This is a genomic window from uncultured Paraglaciecola sp., assembly GCF_937123705.1.
GTDB lineage: Bacteria > Pseudomonadota > Gammaproteobacteria > Enterobacterales > Alteromonadaceae > Paraglaciecola.
In genome coordinates this window covers 146908-167023 of the sequence record NZ_CAKZKO010000004.1, presented here as the reverse complement: position 1 = coordinate 167023, position 20116 = coordinate 146908, and the positions used below count along the sequence as shown (strand labels likewise).

General features: G+C 40.9%; 11 protein-coding genes. 9 read left to right on the top strand and 2 right to left on the bottom strand.

The window, feature by feature from the left end; translation table 11 throughout:
- Window positions 1-131 precede the first annotated feature (131 nt).
- Entirely contained in the window at window positions 132-1268 is a 1137-nt protein-coding gene (dnaJ, locus tag Q0688_RS00895; protein WP_299071835.1) for a molecular chaperone DnaJ, read from the top strand.
- A 54-nt stretch (window positions 1269-1322) separates the two neighbouring features.
- Here dnaJ and Q0688_RS00890 read toward each other — a convergent pair whose 3' ends face one another.
- Together Q0688_RS00890 and Q0688_RS00885 are read right to left on the bottom strand one after the other, a co-directional pair.
- Window positions 1323-2939, bottom strand: a complete 1617-nt coding sequence (locus tag Q0688_RS00890) for a PH domain-containing protein (RefSeq protein WP_299071833.1) — start codon at window positions 2937-2939, stop codon at window positions 1323-1325.
- Complete coding sequence (locus tag Q0688_RS00885) at window positions 2932-3474, bottom strand: PH domain-containing protein (RefSeq protein ID WP_299071829.1); 543 nt, start codon at window positions 3472-3474, stop codon at window positions 2932-2934. Before Q0688_RS00885 ends, Q0688_RS00890 begins: the two co-directional genes overlap by 8 nt.
- 177 nt (window positions 3475-3651) lie before the next feature.
- Here Q0688_RS00885 and dapB point away from each other — a divergent pair, with 177 nt between their 5' ends.
- The 8 genes from dapB to Q0688_RS00845 all read left to right on the top strand — a co-directional run bounded on the left by dapB (window position 3652) and on the right by Q0688_RS00845 (window position 20113).
- Window positions 3652-4464: a 4-hydroxy-tetrahydrodipicolinate reductase gene (gene dapB, locus Q0688_RS00880; RefSeq protein WP_299071826.1), complete on the top strand. Its 813-nt coding sequence runs from the start codon at window positions 3652-3654 to the stop codon at window positions 4462-4464.
- Between the two features lie 282 nt (window positions 4465-4746).
- Window positions 4747-5892, top strand: coding sequence for a glutamine-hydrolyzing carbamoyl-phosphate synthase small subunit (carA, locus tag Q0688_RS00875; RefSeq protein WP_299071824.1), 1146 nt, complete (start codon window positions 4747-4749; stop codon window positions 5890-5892).
- 62 nt (window positions 5893-5954) lie between these two features.
- On the top strand, window positions 5955-9173 hold the full coding sequence (carB, locus tag Q0688_RS00870; protein WP_299071822.1) for a carbamoyl-phosphate synthase large subunit: 3219 nt from the start codon (window positions 5955-5957) through the stop codon (window positions 9171-9173).
- A gap of 105 nt (window positions 9174-9278) precedes the next feature.
- Window positions 9279-9755 carry a transcription elongation factor GreA gene (gene greA, locus Q0688_RS00865; RefSeq protein WP_299071820.1) on the top strand — a complete coding sequence of 159 codons (477 nt, stop codon included), beginning with the start codon at window positions 9279-9281 and terminating at the stop codon, window positions 9753-9755.
- 289 nt (window positions 9756-10044) lie between these two features.
- A complete protein-coding gene (locus Q0688_RS00860) occupies window positions 10045-11604 on the top strand; it encodes an AMP-binding protein (RefSeq protein ID WP_299071818.1) in 1560 nt (519 codons plus the stop codon).
- A gap of 413 nt (window positions 11605-12017) precedes the next feature.
- Window positions 12018-14978 (top strand): TonB-dependent receptor, encoded by a 2961-nt coding sequence (locus tag Q0688_RS00855; RefSeq protein ID WP_299071816.1) that lies wholly within the window; start codon window positions 12018-12020, stop codon window positions 14976-14978.
- A gap of 787 nt (window positions 14979-15765) precedes the next feature.
- On the top strand, window positions 15766-18735 hold the full coding sequence (locus Q0688_RS00850) for a carboxypeptidase regulatory-like domain-containing protein (protein WP_299071813.1): 2970 nt from the start codon (window positions 15766-15768) through the stop codon (window positions 18733-18735).
- Between the two features lie 265 nt (window positions 18736-19000).
- Window positions 19001-20113: a YCF48-related protein gene (locus tag Q0688_RS00845; RefSeq protein WP_299071810.1), complete on the top strand. Its 1113-nt coding sequence runs from the start codon at window positions 19001-19003 to the stop codon at window positions 20111-20113.
- Window positions 20114-20116: the final 3 nt, after the last annotated feature.

Below are 20116 nucleotides of genomic sequence, written 5' to 3'. Positions count from 1 at the left end.
GGTTGAGTCCTTTTGGAGTTAACCTGACTTGGCGCAACAGTTTATGCTGATTGCGCCTTGTTTGTATTAAAAGCAAGTCAATTACGGGCTTAAGCAGAATAAAATAAGTAACCGCAGGATACCGAATCGAGATGTCGAAGCGAGATTATTATGAAGTGTTGGGTGTGGACAAAAGTGCTACCGAACGCGAGATAAAAAAGGCCTATAAACGCCTAGCCATGAAATACCACCCTGATAGAACCCAGGGCGATAAAGCCATGGAAGAAAAATTCAAAGAAGTGCAAGAAGCACATGAAATGCTTACCGACTCGCAAAAGCGTGCGGCCTATGATCAATACGGTCATGCTGGTGTTGATCCAAATCGTGGCGGCGGTGGTCAAGGTGGCGACTTTGGTGATATTTTTGGTGATGTGTTTGGCGATATCTTTGGTGGTGGTCGTGGTGGCGGTGGTCGTCAATCTCGTGCCCGTCAAGGTTCAGACTTGCGTTACAACCTAGAATTGTCTCTGGAAGAAGCCGTTAAAGGTAAAAGTGTTGAAATTCGTGTGCCTACGCTAGTGGGCTGCGAAAAGTGTGATGGCTCAGGAGCCAAAAAAGGCTCAAGCCCTACTACTTGTCCTACTTGTCATGGTCAAGGCCAAGTGCAGATGCGTCAAGGTTTCTTTGCTGTGCAGCAAACTTGTCCTACTTGTTCAGGCAGAGGCAAAATTATATCTGATCCATGTAACCCCTGTCATGGACAAGGCCGTGTAGAAAAAACCAAGACCTTATCGGTCAAAGTACCTGCTGGTGTGGATACCGGTGACCGAATTCGTTTGTCGGGTGAAGGTGAAGCCGGTGAAATGGGCGGTCCTACGGGCGATTTGTATGTTCAAGTACACGTTCGTGACCACAAGATATTCACCCGCGAAGGTAACAATCTGTACTGCGAAGTCCCCTTAAGTTTCACTCGTGCCGCCTTAGGCGGCGAAATTGAAGTCCCTACCTTAGAAGGTAAGGTAAAGCTTAAAGTGACCGCTGAAACCCAAACCGGAAAAATGTTCCGCTTACGTAATAAAGGGGTTAAATCGGTACGCAGTGGTAGTATAGGCGACCTTATTTGTAAAGTGGTTATCGAAACCCCGGTTAATCTAAGCACGCGTCAAAAAGAGCTGCTAGATGAATTAGAAACTTCAATGGGAACCGGTAAAGACGTTGCCAAAAATCGTCCAAAAGAAAGTGGTTTCTTTGATGGCGTGAAAAAATTCTTTGATGATTTAACTAATTAACCAAAGTAAAGAAAAACAGAAAACCTCAAAAGCCGCTTTTATTTAGCGGCTTTTTTACATCCAAGACTTTTGGCTAGACTCTACTTGATATAATCCGTGATCAACTAATTTATAGGCTAGTTTTTCATTGAGCATTGGGACTTGTAGTGAGCCAGAAGCGAGTACAAATTTTACTGTGGCTAAATGGTGTCTTTGCATCAATAAACTCTGTTTAAATTGAGTTTGTTGCAACTTATAACTGGGAAAACAATAGTAATCTACGCCTATTAAGCCTTTTCTTAGGTACACAAAATCCTCATCTGTGGCAATTCCCCAACGCTTCCAACGTAACACTACTAATCCACATAAAGCTAGAAACACTAAGCTTGCCAGCGCTGCTATGGCGAATTCTCCATGTAGTAAAGTCGTGCCGAATATTGCTAACCAAGGTGGCATCAAGAAAATTACCACATTGCGAAATATAAAACGCTGGCTAATGGATTCAAATGCGTTGTTTATGACAAAATCACTCAAGCTATTGTTGGGATAAGCATCATTGATCAATGCTTGGGATTCATCAGGCCTGATGGAGGGCACAATTATTTTGCTGTTGGCTGCGGATGCGCTTAGGTCTTGGCTAAAAGCTCCCGTTTGTTCAAAGCACAAATTTATGCGGTTAAGCACCACATCTAACCAGTCTTGTTTTTGTATTATCATCTGTAGGCGGCTCAATGCCATGCTGACTTCGTGTTTAGTCAATAACCCGCTGCGCCTAATGTACTTATCATGCTGTTTACTCGATGAATAACCGTAAAAGCTAATAATTGCTCCTAGCACTGAAAAACTGACCAGCACTAGCATGACTATGATAGTGAATGATAAGGCATACAATGTCACTTCGATAAGTGAGTGGTTTGTTAAGCTAAATAGAGAGTCTAGATCGATGCCTAAGGAAGCAAACCATTCACTTATCGAATCGAAAATACTGTTGTAAAAAGGGGCTAAACCCCCTAGTAAAATCCAAATTCTATTGCTGGTAATGCCGTGGATCACCAAATCAGATAACTGACGTTGATTAAGCATTATTTCTTGCTGAGATTGGCTTGAGCTCGCTCCCGGCAATATATCAGATAAACCTGTAGCTAGATTATCTTGGCAGGTATCTAAAGTATTATCTTTTACATATCGTTGAATGCGGGTTTTTAACTGATGGGCAAAATCGAGTTTAATTGCCACTAACTTTGCTTCGTTTTTAGCAGAGCCTGCAGTATCCAGATGTAAACAAGCATGGCCGCTAATTCGATAATAAATCGGTTGTTCTATTTTGACATTTTGCACCCGAGAAAACGGCAAATTTAAATGCTTTTTGCTGAAGATACCCGAGCGTATCTCAATGTTGTCGTCGGTTAAACGGTAGCGATACACCTTAAAGCTGGCAAAAGCAAAGAGTGATAGCAGCGCGAAAGCCATCAAAATGGCAGGTAGCCAGATAAAAGGGTGTGCGATTATGTTTTTATAACTCAATGCAAAAACAGGCAGTAGATAGATAAAATTACCAAGCAGGTGTTTAACTAGGCTGACTGCAAAATACAAAATAGCTATAGGCGATAGGGTTTGCCAATCATTTAGGGGGGGTGATGATTCGCCAAAGTCAGTATTTTTGCTGCTTGCAATAATGCTCTGATTATCCATGCTTGAGCACATCTTTATGTTGCAAAATAAATTGCCTAATTTGCTGGGCTGTCTCTATAGGTAAACCAGGAATTTCGAAGGTATGCATCGCTCCTCCTGCGCTAAATACTTGTAATCGGGCTAAACCGACTTTCCGCTCAATAGGACCACGTTTGAGTTCCATATGCTGAATACGGGTAATGGGTTGACTGACTATTTTTCGAAAAAACAAACCACTGGCATAATGTAAGTCTAGCTCTCTAAGTGTGTAAAATTTGCATTGATCGCTTGCATAAATAATCCAAGTTAATAGCAAGCCGACTAGTGCGACAACCCATATGATCAAGGGTAGAGAGTCGCGCAGAGTATGGGGTAACTGGACTAAAGGTTGCCAATATAACAGCAATCCCATCACGCATAAAAACAAGGTAAAACTTAAGTTAATTAGTCGGTTTAATGATGCATATTTCTCAGATAAACGTTGTTTATCTAAGGTCACTATTGTGGGCAATTGATGTAAATGTACCCTTGGATTATCAAAGTGAGTTTCTAACATAGCACTCCAAAATTGCAAGGTTAGCTGTATAAAATGGCCATATTATCAAAAGTGCTGGCACTTGGCTTTCCAATACAAAACCAATAGTATAAAAATAAAGGTTTTCGTTACTGCATAACACAGATATTTCAGGCACAATTTACAGTTATATTGAGTATACAAAATGAATTATCTGCTATGAGTAATATTGCAATTTTGGGCGCCAATGGCCGCATGGGTAGAGTGTTGGTGGACGCAGTGGCACAGAGTTCTGACGTCAAATTAAGTGCTGCTGGTGTTAAAGCAACTTCATCTTTTATAGGTGCCGACTCAGGCGAGTTGGCTGGAATAGGTAAAAATGGTGTATTACTTTGCGCTGATATATCTACCTATATGGAGCAAACCGAGGTTCTAATTGATTTTACTTTACCCGCTGCATTAACTGAAAATTTGGCGTTTTGTGTTGCCCACAACAAGCCGGTTGTCGTTGGCACAACGGGAATAAATGCCAAGCAAAGGCTTGCGCTAAAATCGGCATCTGAACATATTCCTATAGTGTTTGCGGCCAATTACAGTGTAGGAGTGAATCTTATGCTGAATTTGGTCAAACAAGCAGCCAAGGCCATGGCTGATACCGCAGATATCGAAATATTAGAGACCCATCATAGATTTAAAAAGGATGCGCCATCCGGTACAGCCATTGCAATAGGTGAAGCTATTGCCGATGAAATTGGTCGAGATTTATCTGAGTGTGCAGTTTATGGCCGCGAGGGTGATACCGGTGAACGTGACCACAATACTATTGGGTTTGCCACAGTAAGGGCAGGGGATGTAGTAGGTGAACATACCGCGCTATTCGCCGATATAGGTGAACAATTAGAAATAACCCATAAAGCGTCAAGCCGTTTAACCTTTGCAAAAGGCGCAGTTAAAGCTGCGCTTTGGGTTAAGGATAAACCTTGTGGCTTGTATGATATGCAAGACGTTTTAGGGTTTAGACCTAATAATTAACCGATGAAAGTTAAACTTTTACGGCGTTTATATGAAAATTTCACTTAAACTGCTATTTATGCATTTTATTAAATTGGGAATAGATCTCAATTGCTCTGTTATGTATAATATTGCGAATTTGCCAAAATTTAGCGCAACCTTTGTTGTTTCGCTCTTTTATCACTAGCAAATTAACTTAATACTCATGTAAATCAATGGTTTGCGTGATTTTGTTCGGGACTGGTGAAAATCATTTAAGCCAGTTCTGAGGGTTAAAATTTTTTTAATATCCTGGAGGTTGATTTGGCTAATTCTGCCCTTTTAGTACTTGAAGATGGCTCTGTCTTTAAAGGTACTGCTATTGGAGCTTCTGGTGTGTCGGTAGGTGAGGTGGTGTTTAATACCTCTATGACGGGTTATCAAGAAATCTTAACTGACCCGTCTTATGCAGAACAAATTGTGACCCTCACTTATCCTCATATCGGTAATACGGGCATAAACACAGAAGATTGTGAATCCCATAAAATTTGGGCCAAAGGCCTAATTATTCGTGACCTGCCACTCTTAGCCAGTAACTTTCGAAGTGAACAAAGTTTGTCTGAATATTTAGAAGAAAATAACATTCTAGGTATAGCAGACATCGATACCCGCAGATTGACACGTATCCTACGTGACAAAGGGGCACAAAATGGCTGCATCATTGCTAGTAATACGTTAGATGATATTGTGTTGGATGAATCAGATGCATTAGCGAAAGCGCAAGCCTTTTCTGGGCTTAAAGGTATGGATTTAGCTAAAGAAGTCACTTGTGAGCAAGCTTATCATTGGCAAAATGGCAGTTGGACTTTAGGTGAAGGTTTTCAAACCGAATTAGATAACCCCGAGTTTCATGTGGTTGCCTATGATTTTGGGGTCAAGCGCAATATTTTGCGTATGTTAGCCGATCGTGGCTGTCGATTAACTGTGGTGCCGGCGAAAACTACTGCAGATGAAGTCTTAGCTTTAAATCCAGATGGGGTGTTTTTGTCAAATGGTCCTGGGGATCCTGAACCTTGCGATTATGCCATACGAGCAATTCAGCAGTTATTAGACACCAATATTCCTATTTTTGGGATTTGCCTAGGGCATCAACTTCTAGCTTTGGCCAGCGGTGCAAAGACAACTAAAATGAAGTTTGGCCATCATGGCGCAAATCACCCTGTAAAAGACATTAAGGGAGAGCGAGTGATGATAACCAGTCAAAACCATGGTTTTGCCGTAGATGAAAATCACTTGTCAGATAATTTAGAGGTGACTCATGTGTCGTTATTCGATCAATCTCTGCAAGGCATTCATCGTACCGACAAGCCGGCATTTAGTTTTCAAGGGCATCCAGAAGCAAGCCCTGGCCCACATGATGCCGCGCCTTTGTTTGACCATTTTATCGAGTTAATGCGCCAGAGTAGGTAATGCAAATAGCACCTAAAGTACGCACCTTTTAAAGTACCAGTATTAGTAGAGTAATTAGTGACATGCCAAAACGTAGCGACATAAAAAGCATCTTGATTTTAGGCGCCGGCCCTATTGTAATAGGCCAAGCGTGCGAATTTGACTATTCAGGCGCACAAGCTTGTAAAGCGCTGCGCGAAGAAGGTTATCGGGTGATCTTGGTTAACTCAAACCCCGCCACTATCATGACAGATCCTGAAATGGCCGATGCCACCTATATCGAGCCTATCCATTGGGAAGTAGTGAGAAAAATCATTGAAAAAGAACGTCCTGATGCGGTACTGCCTACTATGGGTGGACAAACGGCCTTAAACTGCGCCCTTGATTTAAATAAACACGGGGTGTTAGCTGAGTTTGGTGTGGAAATGATCGGTGCCACCGCCGATGCTATCGATAAAGCCGAAGACAGAGAGCGTTTTGATAAAGCCATGAAGTCTATTGGTTTGGCTTGTCCTCGTGCTGAGATTGCGCACACTATAGAACAAGCCTTTGATGTCAGTACGCGCATTGGGTTCCCTTGTATTATTCGCCCGTCTTTTACTATGGGTGGTTCAGGTGGTGGTATTGCTTATAACAAGCAAGAATTTGAAGAAATATGCCGTCGCGGTCTCGATTTATCACCTACTAGTGAATTGTTGATTGACGAGTCACTTATTGGCTGGAAAGAATATGAAATGGAAGTGGTTAGAGACAAAGCTGATAACGTCATCATTGTCTGTACCATAGAAAATATTGACCCTATGGGCGTCCATACTGGTGACTCTATTACCGTTGCGCCAGCACAAACCCTAACCGACAAAGAATTTCAAATTATGCGTAATGCGGCTATTGCTGTGCTACGTGAAATTGGCGTTGAAACTGGCGGTTCTAACGTGCAGTTTGGTGTGGATCCAAAGACCGGACGCCTAGTGATTATTGAGATGAACCCAAGGGTCTCGCGCTCTTCTGCTTTGGCTTCCAAAGCCACGGGTTTTCCTATCGCTAAAGTGGCGGCTAAATTGGCTATAGGTTACACCCTTGATGAATTAGCTAACGATATTACCGGTGGACTTACACCAGCTTCGTTCGAGCCGACTATTGATTATGTCGTGACTAAAATTCCCCGTTTTAACTTTGAAAAATTTGCCGGTGCTAACGACCGTTTAACCACGCAAATGAAATCTGTGGGTGAGGTGATGGCAATTGGTCGTAATCAACAAGAATCATTGCAAAAAGCCTTGAGAGGCTTAGAAGTGGGTGTAAATGGCTTTGATTCTATTATTGATATCGCAGCGCCAGAGGCCAAGAGTAAAATTATCCGAGAATTGCGCGAGCCAGGGGCAGAGCGTATTTGGTATATTGCCGATGCCATGCGTATGGGCATGTCGGTAGATGAAATATTCGAACTTACTAATATCGACAGATGGTATTTAGTGCAGATTGAAGAGTTGATTATTTTAGAGCAACAAATACAACAATCTGGTTTATCTGTCATTGATGCAGAATTGATGACTATTCTTAAGCGTAAAGGGTTTGCCGACTCGAGAATTGCCCAGTTAACAGGTGTTGATGAAGCCGATGTGCGAGAAGTGCGTCGTGGCTTTGATATTCATCCGGTTTACAAACGTGTGGATACTTGCGCCGCTGAATTCTCATCTGATACCGCTTATATGTATTCCACATACGATGAAGAGTGTGAAGCTAATCCTACGAGTCAAGATAAAATCATGGTGCTAGGCGGCGGGCCAAATCGTATAGGTCAGGGTATTGAGTTTGATTATTGCTGCGTACATGCAGCCCTTGCGCTGCGTGAAGATGGATACGAGACCATTATGGTGAATTGTAATCCAGAAACCGTGTCTACCGATTACGATACCTCTGACCGATTATATTTTGAGTCTGTTACTTTAGAAGACGTGTTAGAGATTGTACGCATCGAGCAGCCAAAAGGTGTGATAGTGCAATATGGTGGTCAAACCCCATTAAAACTAGCGCGAGCCTTAGAAGCTGCAGGAGTCCCTATTATTGGCACATCACCCGATGCCATTGATAAAGCAGAAGACCGGGAACGTTTCCAAAAAATGGTGAACAAACTCGATCTGAAACAACCAGCCAATGCCACAGTTAGAAATTTAGAACAAGCTCTGGTTGCTGCAGATAAAATCGGTTTTCCATTGGTGGTGCGACCCTCTTATGTTCTAGGTGGCCGCGCCATGGAAATCGTATACGACAAAAACGATCTTAAACGTTACCTAAAAAATGCGGTTGAAGTTTCTAACGACTCTCCAGTGTTGTTAGACAGGTTTTTAGATGATGCAATAGAAGTCGATGTTGATGCTATCTGTGACGGCACTGAAGTGGTCATTGGCGGCATTATGGAACACATTGAACAAGCAGGGGTGCACTCGGGTGATTCAGCCTGTTCAATACCTCCTTATTCACTCAGCCCTGAAGTACAAGATGTGATGCGCCAACAAGTTAAAGCAATGGCACTAGAACTCGGGGTGATAGGGCTAATGAATACTCAGTTTGCGGTAAAAGACGGCCAAGTGTATTTGATTGAGGTAAACCCTCGTGCTGCCCGCACTGTGCCTTTTGTTTCTAAAGCCACTGGCATGGCCATAGCAAAAATTGGTGCCAGAGCCATGGCGGGGCAATCTCTTGCTTCGCAAGGCGTCACTAAAGAAATTATTCCGCCTTTTTATTCGGTTAAAGAAGTGGTGTTGCCTTTTGCTAAGTTTCAAGGCGTGGATCCCTTGCTTGGGCCTGAAATGCGTTCAACAGGCGAAGTCATGGGGGTTGGCGATAGCTTTGAAGAAGCCTATGCAAAAGCTAATTTAGGGGCCAGTCAGCCTATTCCTGTGGGTGGCAAAGCTTTGTTGTCGGTTAGGTTAAACGATAAAAATCGTGTGATTGAACTTGGTCAAACTATGATATCTAAGGGATTTTCCTTAGAAGCTACTAAAGGTACCGCGACAGTATTAAATAATGCAGGCGTGGCCTGTAGTGTCGTAAATAAACTTAGCGAAGGACGACCAAACATAGTCGATGCGATAAAAAATAACGAATATTGCTACATTGTGAATACCACTGAAGGACGCCAAGCCATTGATGACTCGGTGTATATTCGCAAAGAAGCATTATTGAACAAGGTCGTATATACCACCACTATGAACGCGGCTTTTGCTACAGTTAATGCGAATAAAGCTGACGATAGAGCACGAGCTACATCGGTACAAGCACTGCATACACGTATTCACTAAGATTGACAATGATGGGATAGGCTAGCCTTAGTTTGTCTCGTTATTGAAAAGTTGTATTTGATACCCATTACTTTGAATTAGATAACAAAAAAGAGAGTTGTTGATATGACCCAATATCCAATGACAGCTAAAGGAGCAGATATGCTCCGTGCAGAGTTGAAGGATTTAAAATCAGTTAAAAGACCACAAATTGTAAAGTCTATTGCTGAAGCAAGAGAACATGGCGATTTAAAAGAAAACGCCGAATACCATGCCGCACGGGAGCAACAAAGCTTCTGTGAAGGCCGTATTCAAGATATTGAAGGTAAATTGTCTAATATTCAAATTATTGATGTCACCAAAATGCCTAATACCGGCAAGGTGATATTTGGTACTACAGTAACCATTATCAACTTAGAAACCGACGAGGAAACCACCTATCGCATAGTGGGTCAGGATGAAGCGGATATTAAGAACAATTTAATTTCTGTTGGCTCTCCTATCGCCCGCGGTTTAGTAGGTAAGTCACTGGATGATGTTGTGAATATTCAAACCCCTAAAGGCAAGATTGAATTTGAAATTAGCGCGGTAGAGTATATTTAGACCCATAAGCTGATTGACATTGTTGAGAAATAGCGAAAAGCAGGAGTGATGATAATCTTTCCTGCTTTTTTTATGTGCATCTATCCAAAAACATCATGGCATCCCACACACCATTCTTTAATTGATTTTGCTAAAGTTTTTTATTTAATCCTGCTACAGTAAGTTTTCAACTGATTCTCAACATGCCACTTTTAAACTGAGCATAGCTATATTGCTGAACCCCTAGCGGTTTTGGGGAAAGTTTTTCCGTTGGCAATGTTATTGGCTTGACTAAATAAGAAGAAAAACTATGACCAACACCATGATTAAATTAGAGTTTGATAATATTGCCGATCTTATCGAGCATAGTTTACAAAAGTACGCAGATAACCCCGCATTTTCCTGTTTAGGACAAACCCTTAGTTTCGCACAGATTGATGCTAAGTCTAAGGCACTCGCTTGTTGGTTGCAGCAGCAACCAAACCTGTCTGTGGGGGATCGTATAGTCATCCAACTGCCTAACTTAAACCAATATCCTATTGCCGCCTATGCCGCGTTTCGAGCAGGCTTGGTTATAGTCAATACCAATCCTCTATATACCCCCAGAGAAATGCAGCATCAATTTAAAGACTCTGGGGCCAAAGCCATTATTTTGTTGAGCGATTTATTACCAAAACTAAACGAGATCAAAGCGCAAACCGACATAGAGCTGGTGGTGACAACCGCTGCAGCTGATTTGTTAACCGGTGATATGAATGCACCTAATGGCTGCATTGCCTTGAATCAAATATTATCAGACTACTGTGATGCCACGTTGGCACCTAGGCCGCCAAACAATATTCATGACAATGCCGTGCTGCAATACACTGGCGGTACTACTGGTGTGTCAAAAGGGGCTTGCTTAACCCATAGCAACCTAATGGCAAATGCCGAGCAAACCCGACTACGCCTTGCAGATGGTTGTAACGAAGGTGAGGAAATTTTTGTGTGTCCTTTGCCGTTATATCATATCTATGCTTTTAGCGTGAATATGTTGGTGTTTACCACTAATGGCAACCTAAACATACTTATTCCTAATCCGCGGGATATGGATGCCTTTGTACAGGCGATTCAACCTTTTAATTTTACAGGTTTAGCCGGCATTAACACGCTATTTGTGGGATTGTGTATGCATCCTGGATTCAAGGTGCTGGACTTTTCGAAGCTAAAAATTACTATTTCGGGCGGTACAGCGTTAACCACTAATGCAGTTGAAATGTGGAAAAATACTACTGGTTGTTCAATCTCGGAAGGTTATGGCCTGTCTGAAACCTCGCCAGTGGTTTGTTTTAACCAACCAGGAAAAGAACGACTGGGGACTGTGGGCACACCTGTAGCAGGCACCGAAATTCAACTATGGGATGATAACGACAAAATAGTAGAAGAAGGCCAAATAGTGGTGAAAGGGCCTCAAGTGATGGCAGGGTATTGGAATATGCCTGACGAAACAGCCAAAGTGATAAGCAAAAACGGATTTTTAAAAACAGGCGATGTAGGCGTTCGTTTGGACGATGGCTCAATTAAAATTGTTGACCGATTAAAAGACATGATAATTGTCTCGGGCTTTAATGTGTACCCAAATGAAATTGAAGATGCACTCTGTCAACATGAAGCTATATTAGAAGCAGCGGTTATTGGTGAGCCAGACGACAAAACTGGCGAAAAAGTCTGTGCCTATATAACGGTTAAATCCGAGGTGTCAGAAACCGATATTATTATGCACTGCAAAAAATTATTAACGGCCTACAAAGTACCCAAGCAAGTGGTGTTTATGGAAGAGCTTCCTAAGTCAACTGTGGGTAAATTATTACGCCGAGAGCTACGTAAATAGGCGGTGTTGAGAATTTTATATCTCTTTAAAAGAGCGAAAAATAGGCTGTTCTTTCGCTCTTTTAAAGCCGTTCTTTCCATAAAAAGTAAAAAAATATAGATTTTTTTACTGCCAAAACAGCTTCTTTAAAAACATGCTTAATACCCTTGTGAAAAGCTTAACGGTTTAGTTTTTTACATAGTAAACAAATAATTAGCGGAATTATTTGTAAATAAAATGTTACTTATGAATGATTTGTTTACATAAATAGACTTGATTTTCCCCCAAACTCTACTAACCGCTTTGTTGACCCTTCTTTTTATTACTGTATATTACGCGGCCACGAGTCTCACTAACTCGTTAATATAAAGTCGTATAAGCGACAAAAACTAATCATTGGTTATTTCAAAATTAATGATCCAGGGAGAATATACATGTACACATTTAAGAAAAGCGTTGCAGCTTTAGCTGTAGCTGCTGCAGTCGGATTGTCTTCACCAGTATTTGCAGACAATTCATCAGGTTCAATTTATGGTCACGCTGTTGAAGGCCAAACTGTTACTATCAAAAGTATTGCAACAGGCATGAAACGTTCTGTAACTGTTTCTGACTCACGTCGTTTTAACTTTTCACAATTACCAGTAGGTAAGTATAAAGTTACGAATGGCGCAGAAAGTTATGAAATTACTGTTTCTATCGGAACCGGCTCTGCTGTCGAATTCGGAGACGGCTCAGAACGTATTGAAGTACGTGGTTCGCGTATATCGGCAATCGATACCTCTTCAGTTGAATCGACTACCGTATTTACCCAAGAGCAACTTCAAATGTTGCCAGTAGATCGAAATATTTCTGAGGTAGCTTTATTAGCGCCGGGAACAACTCGAGGTGATGATGGCTTCGGTGACGGTAAATTAGCTTCATTCGGTGGTTCATCAGTTGCAGAAAACGGATACTACATTAACGGTTTTGATGTAACTAATATTCGTACCTTCTTGTCATTCGCTGATTTACCTTTTGATGCTATTGCTCAGCAACAAGTTAAAACTGGCGGTTACGGTGCAGAGTATGGCCGCGCACTAGGTGGAGTTATCAACTTAGTAACAAAATCTGGTTCTAACGAGTGGAAGGCAGGCGGTGCACTTTACTCTACTCCTGAAATGCTTGCTGAACCTAGAAGTAACTCCGTAACTCGTGATGAAACTCAAGATGCGGCACATGCTTATCACGTTTATAACAGTGACAATACTTTTAGTAACCTTTCTTACAATGCTTGGGTAAGCGGACCTATCATCGAAGATAAACTATTCTTCTATGCTATGGTTGAAGGCCGAGATGATAAGATTGATGATTATGATCGAGTAGACAGTACTTCTGTAAGTGAGTCTTCTCCACAGTTCTTAGTTAAATTAGATTGGAACATCTCTGATAACCACAGCTTAGAATTTACGGGTATCTCTAATGAACTAGATACTGATTACGTCACTTATCGTAATGAAGAAGGTGCTTATACTGGTACTCACGGTATTACCGATGCAGAATATACTGAAACTAACGGCGGCAAAGTATTAATTGCTAAATACACTGGTCATATTACAGATAACCTTTCTATTTCCGCTTTATACGGCCACTCTACTAACTTAATAAATGCCCGTACTCCAGGTATACTACCTGGCGCCGAATGTCCACGTGTATTTGATTCACGTACCGGCGGCGTAGATTACATGGGTTGCTGGAGCGAAGCTCAAACCACTATTCCTGACCAAAGTTTTGGTCCAGATGAAGATACTCGTGATGCATTCCGTTTTGATGCAGAATATGCTATAGGTGACCACACTTTCCGTGTAGGTTATGACCATGAGACATATGAGTCTGCTTCTCAAGGCTATGATTATACAGGTGGTATCTACTACCGTTACTTCACTGTTGGCGATAGCGGTGTAGTTAATAGTGGGATGGACCATACGTTAAGTCCAGGTGATACTTACGTTCGTACTTGGAATCGTGGTGCCGCTTCTTCATCATTTGAAGTAGAAAATACTGCGTTTTATATTGAAGATAACTGGCAAGTGACTGACAACGTGATGTTGTACTTAGGTCTACGTAATGAAACTTTCTCTAATTATAATGGTGAAGGTGAAGTGTTTATCGAAGCTGATAGCCTAGTTGCCCCGCGCTTAGGTTTCTCTTGGGATGTCGACGGTGATTCAACTAAGAAAGTATTTGCTAACTTAGGTCGTTATTATATTCCAGTAGCATCTAACTCCAATATTCGTGCTTCAGGCATTGAGTATTTTGATGTTAAATACTTCGAATATACTGGCATCGATGCAGTTACTGCAGCACCTGTAACTCTTGGCGCTCAAATTGGTCCGACTCGTGTAAATGGTGCGTCTACGTCGCCAAATTCTGCGACTATTGCCGATCAAAACTTGAATCCTATGCACCAAGATGAGTTGATTGTCGGTTATCAGGCTGAATTGTCTGAAGATTGGTCTGCTGGTGTTCGTGGTATCTTCCGTAAGGTTCAAGACGGTATGGACGATTACTGTTCTTATCAGGGCTTTATCGATTGGGCTGCAGATAATGGTTATGAGAACTTCGACTATCATTCATTAGCGGGTTGTATGTTTGTTAACCCAGGCAAAGACTTTACTTTCGCTCTTGATTTAGAAAATGACGGTAACTATGTCACTACTACCATTCCAAATTCATACTTTGAATTGCCGCAGTACAGCCGTGATTATAAAGCAGTTGAATTGTTCTGGGAAAAGGCTGCTTCTGACGGTTTATACATTCAAGGTTCGTATACTTTAGCTAAAACTGAAGGTAATGCTGAAGGTTATGTAAACTCTTCATTAGAGCAAGCGGATCCTGGTTTAACGCAAGACTTTGACCACGCTCGCTTTATGGAAGGTGCCGATGGCCCTAGTCCGAATGACCGTCGTCATACTTTCAAGTTATTTGGTAACTACCAATTGACTGAAGAGTTCAGCATGTCGGCTAGCTTGTTAATTCAATCTGGTCGTCCAATTAACTGTAACGGTTTTATCAGTCTTGACGGTTTAAGTGAAGTTGATGCCGGTAACCTAGAAGGTTATGGTGCTTCTGCATTTAATTGTTTGGATGAGAATGGAACACCTCAACTTGCTCCTAAAGGTTCATTTGGTCGCACGCCATGGTTGTATAATATGGATCTTGGTTTCGGCTATCAGCCAAACTGGGCAGAAGGTTTGACTATGCGCATGGATATCAGCAACGTATTCAACCTAAATAAAGTGACTCAGTATGACGAAACAGGTGACTTCACTCGTACCGAGCGTAACCCTGACTTCGGTGTGCCAGTTGCATGGCAAACACCACGTCAAGTTCGTTTGACTGCACGTTATAGTTTCTAATTCAGTTCTATTTGAGTTAGTTCTATTTTAACTTAATGCCGTTCATCAAAGATGAGCGGCATTTTCATAAGTAAGAGATGTGAACACCGTCCTTTTTTGTTACTTAAATTCAACTAATAATAGCAATTGGCATAAAATCACTAGTATTTCTAATTGCTCTGTCAATAAACATAATGTTAACTCCGGTTCTTCCTTGAACTTTTGTAAAAGTTCTCCATTTCTGCTGATAGACCTTTTTCTAGAATATTGTAATCTTTATCTCTTCGTTTAATACCATTTCATTTAAGTGTCAATACGCCTATAAACGTTGATTTAAAAATACAATGAGAGGTCACTTCTTTATACTGATTGAAGCAATTGGAATGGAAAAATAACAGGTTCTAATTCTTGTATAACTATCATTTTGCGAATAATTAAAGAAACGCACTGAAATATGAAAAATAACTAAGTTCTGAAATGTGTGAATAAAGTTAAAGAAATGTTTCCTTATGACGTAAAAATTTCCCTAATCATTATATTCTGAAGAGTCCTATTTTCATGGTTTACAGCAATCGAAAAACAGTTAACGAAACTAGTAATGTTAATGACGTAAAGAAATTGTTACTACTCGCATCTTTTTTTTACCGGATTTTCGACTTTTAATGTGTCTCAGCTTCTGAGACTTGCTTGACCTTAAGCATTATTTCTGTTATCATCTTCGGTGCGAGTTTCACTAGCTCGCTAACAAAAAGTTGCAAAAGCAACACAAACGAAATCACTAATAATTAGTGACCCAGGGAGAATACACATGTCTTTATTAAGAAAAAGTGTAACAGCTTTGGCTGTTGCTGCGTCTTTAGGCTTGTCCGCATCGGCATATGCTGCCGATAGCGGTGGTCTAAAAATTAGAGTAACCGATGCTAATGGTAATGCCGTAGCTGGTGCCGTTGTTAAAGTACAATCACCAGAGAGTTTGATCACTAAAGAAGGTGTTTCGGATAGTGAAGGTAATGTTCGTTTAATCGGTTTAGACCCATCAAATAAGTATGAAGTTTCGATTGGTGGTGAAGGTTATCAACCTTTTAGTGCGAATAATGTTCGAGTAGTAACAGGCAAAAGCTTAAACTTAAGTTATGCAATGACTAGCAGTGATATGGAAACTATTGTGGTTTCTGGGCGTCAATTTGCTGCTATAGATACCAGTTCTACTAGTGCTGGTATTGATCTCACCTTGGATATGATTGAGTCGTTACCAACGGCTCGTAATTATCAAGCATACTTGCAGTTAGCTCCGGGAACTAAACCGTCAACAGGTGGTAACCCGTCTTCTAAATCAGGGGTTAACTACTCAGACACTGGCGGTACCGTAGGTTCATCTTCAGACAATATTTATTACATTGATAATATTAATGTTACTGATAATAACACCGGTACATTTGGGGCCAATTTTAACTCAGAAATTATTCAGGAACAAAGAATACTGACTGGTGGTATAGCGGCTGAATATGCTGGTGGGGCGGGTTTAGTCTCTCGCGTGATAACGAAGTCAGGTAGTAATGAGTTTCATGGTTCAATTAACTATTACACACAGAATGATGGGTTAGTGTCAGATAATGAACATGAAGAGTCTAATAGTTTTTCTACCTATGATACTGCTTTTACATTGGGCGGCCCAATTATCAAAGATAAATTGTGGTTTTTTTCGTCTTTTCAAATTAAAAATCGAGAAGAAGACGTTGCTGATCCTGAAACGGGTGAATTACAAAGAACTATCAAGGATGAGTCAGACTTAGGTTTTGCTAAAATAACCTGGCAAGCTACGGATAATGATCGTTTTGTTGTTTCTTATTTTAATGATCCAACTGATATAAGCGGTTCATCCTCAGCTTCGACTTTTAACAACCGTGATAGAGCAAGAAAACAAGGGGGAGATAATATACATTTAGAGTACTCTCACTCTTGGGATGATTTAATTGTTACAGCTGAATATGCTTCTCATGAAGGCGAGCTATCTGACTTGGCAGCGGATCAAAGTACAAGAAATGATGTTGCTTATCTAGGCGGAAACCCCACTGGTCGTGATTTATCGTTAGGGGGCAGAGGTTCTAATTCACTTTCTAATCGTGATAGCACCGAGATAAAAGTTTCTGCGGAATACTATCTAGATACTGATTTTGGCTCTCATGTTATTAAAACAGGTTATTCGAAAACTGAAAGCGTCTATAAAACAAGTTTAGAATATACTGGTGATGGTGCACAATACACTTCTATACCTGCGCAAAATGCAGGGACTACATTTGGTAGTTATACTACCGATGAGTGGACTGGTACAACGGATATTTCCGATTCTGATAGCGATGTTAACGGTATTTTAGATGAAATGATGACATCCGATAGTGCATACTATTTAGGTTTGTTAGATTCAGATAATGATGGTGAGATTAGTCGTACAGAGTTAGATGCGATGACATTTGATAGTACAGAGGGAAATCCCGATGGTTTATATAATGTATTTCGTATTGATATGACTCAAACTTCACCGGTTCAAATGTCTGTTGACGGTCAAGTGTTCTTTGTTCAAGATCAATGGAGCAATGATAACGGTGTGTCTGTAAATCTTGGTTTACGTGCTGAAAAATATGAACATATTTCTTCTGCCGGTGACAATATCCATACTTTCGATTGGGAAATTGCACCTCGATTGAGCGCCGCATGGGATATAAATAATGATGGTGCAAGTAAGGTATTTGCATTCTTTGGTCGTTATTATGATCCTATTCGCACTGACATGACCAACTTTGCAGGTAACTTGACTGGGCCGGTACGTGAAGAGCAAGTTTATGCTGGTGATCGTTGGTTAACATTTAGAACTCGAGGTGGTTCAAAAGGTGGACAAGATGCTTATTTTGTACCAAATATCAAAACACCTTATACAGACGAAATCTTGTTAGGTTATTCACAAGCCTTATTTGACGATATGAGCCTTGAGATTACTTATACTAATCGTGTGACTAAAGACATTATGGAAGATTATGATCTTGGTACCTTCTCAGATCCAGACAATGCTGCTTTAGTCGCTTCACCATTTTATTTACCTTATTCATATTTTGGTTATGATTCTGCACCAAACTCAAACTTTGTTATTGGTACGTTAGCCGGAGCGAAACGTGAGTATCAAGGTGTTGAATTGGCTTTTCGTAAGCGCCGTACTGATAATTGGTCAATGTTAGCCTCATTTACTTATAATGATGCGCAAGGTAACTCTAACTCTGATGGCAACGCAGATTATCAAGGTGATGTACTTGAGCTTGATCCTGCCGCACCTAATATGTGGGGTGATCAACCGGGTAATATCAAAAAGCTAGCAAAAGTGGCTGGTACATATTACTTTGATAATGGTATTGAAGTAGGGGCTGTATACAACTGGAACTCTGGTACGCTTTACAGCACTAACTATGTTCGTGGTAGCCGTCATTTCCCACTACGTGAAGACGAAGCCTATGATTTTGGGGGAATTAATTATAGATGGGTGCAAGAAGGTGTTGTAGCAGCTAATACGAGTCCTTCATATGGAACCTTAGATGTTAGGGTTAAATATGTGCATGATTTTGAGCAATTCAAAGCAGAATTTTTCTTAGATATGTTCAACGTTTTGGATGATCAAGCTGTAGTTCGTGAACAAGATATTCAAGCAGGCGATGGTATATATGCGTTTGGTGAAGGTATTGAGTGGGTTCAGCCTAGAAGACTTTATCTAGGTGCTCGTTTATCATTCTAAGATAGGCAACGCGCAAGCTAATTGGAATTTTATTCCAAAATAGTCATTGTAAAACCCGGCCCTAGTAGCCGGGTTTTTTATTGCCTTTTTAGTGGTCAATCGCAATTAATTAAACCATTGAATGAAATAGTGATTTTTTACATGCTTGAAATCCAATAATTAATGAACAATTCCAGAAAACCCCTTCTTTTAAGCTATTACCTCTACCAGTTTGCCTTGGAATATTCGATACTTAGCATGTGATTCACAGGATAAGAATAAGAGTATGAGAAACAGCAGTATATTATTGACGTTTTTGCTTTGTGGCATGGTCGCAAGCGTAAACGCCCAAGGACAATTTGATTTATTACAGATCCCGTCGCTGCAAAGTGATCTAGCCGACAAGAGTATTGTTACCAGTATTCACAGATCTCAAGATAAGATTATGGCGGTGGGAGAACGCGGGCATATTTTAGCATGGACCGATAGAAATAATTGGCAACAGCAAAGTGTGCCGGTTAGCTTAATGTTAACCGATGTGACCAGTTTAGAAGATGGCACTAGGTTTGCGGTAGGACACGATTCGGTTATTTTGAAAAGTGCGCCTCACAGTGATACATGGCAAAAGATTTTTGATGGCAATCAATTAACTCAGCTAAAGATAGCTTTTATTCAGCAAAAAATTGCCACCCTCCAAGAGCAGGTCGATGTATTGACCGATGAAGACGAAATTGAAGAGCTTGAGTATACCATTGAAGATCTTGAGTTTAACCTAGAGGACGCCAAGTTAGAGTTAGAAGATGGCCCTAACAAACCTTTGTTATCTATCGCTGTTAGTAACAATAAGCAACTTTTTGCAGTGGGTGCCTACGGAACACTACTTACCAGCACTGATTTAGGCAGTACTTGGCAGCTTATTGATGATCAAGTTGATAACCCCGAACAATTTCATTTAAATGCTATCGTCACCGGCGACAATGGTTTTATGTACATAGTAGGGGAGAGTGGTTTGGGATTTTCTTCCCAAGATAACGGGCAATCTTGGGACGCCATGGAGTTGCCTTATGATGGTAGTTTATTTGGTATTGCCACTAAACAAAACACCTTAGTCGCCTATGGTTTACAAGGCAACTTTATGCTTTCAAGGGATAATGGCTTGTCTTGGGAGGCTGCCAATATAGGCAGTAGTGCTAGCTTGCTGGGAGGCGTGATTGCCGATGATATGACAGTTAGTTTAGTTGGTCATGGGGGGATGATTGTTAGGTTTAAGGTAAGTGACATAACAAACTTGAGTCTTCATCAGCATCCATCGAATGCCGCTTTTTCTTCGGTGCTTGTTGGTGATAATAGTTTAGTTTTAGCCGGTCAATTTGGCATGACTACTTGGTTGGTTAAATAAGGG